Source organism: Vibrio sp. YT-19(2023) (assembly GCF_033337395.1).
This window is the reverse complement of the sequence record NZ_JAWOQN010000822.1, coordinates 1-585: the sequence shown is the minus strand read 5'-3', so window position 1 is coordinate 585 and position 585 is coordinate 1. Positions and strand designations below refer to the sequence as shown.

Genomic DNA, 585 nt, shown 5'->3' with positions numbered 1-585 from the left:
TTTTGCCTTTGTAGCGTACTTCCAGTGTTTCGCGGTTATAGCGCTTCCCTTTACACACATCACATGGCACGTACACGTCTGGTAAGAAGTGCATCTCGACTTTGATAACACCATCCCCCTGACAAGCTTCACAGCGACCACCACGAACGTTAAAACTAAAGCGGCCAGGTTTGTAACCACGTGAACGTGATTCCTGCGTACCAGCAAACAGCTCGCGAAGAGGGGTAAAGATTGCCGTGTACGTCGTAGGGTTCGAGCGTGGTGTTCGGCCAATTGGGCTTTGATCGATGTCGATAACCTTATCGAAATGTTCTAGACCTTTAATCGACTTATAAGGCGATGGGTGTGCAGTAGTAGCGCCATTGAGTTGGGTGTGTGCAATTTTGAAGAACGTATCGTTGATCAAGGTTGATTTACCGGAGCCAGACACGCCAGTAATACAGCTAAACAATCCGACAGGAATAGACAAGTCGACGTTCTTCAGGTTGTTACCTGTTGCGCCTAGTAGCTCGACGGTTTTCTTTGGATCGCGAGGGGTACGCTCTTTAGGGACTGCTATCTCTTTTGCGCCACTTAGATATTGAC

The 585-nt window shown here is 48.2% G+C and carries 1 pseudogene; it reads right to left on the bottom strand.

The features are described 5' to 3' along the window. Window positions 1–585 (bottom strand): annotated as a pseudogene (locus R7E78_RS28655) (excinuclease ABC subunit UvrA); the annotation flags it as partial.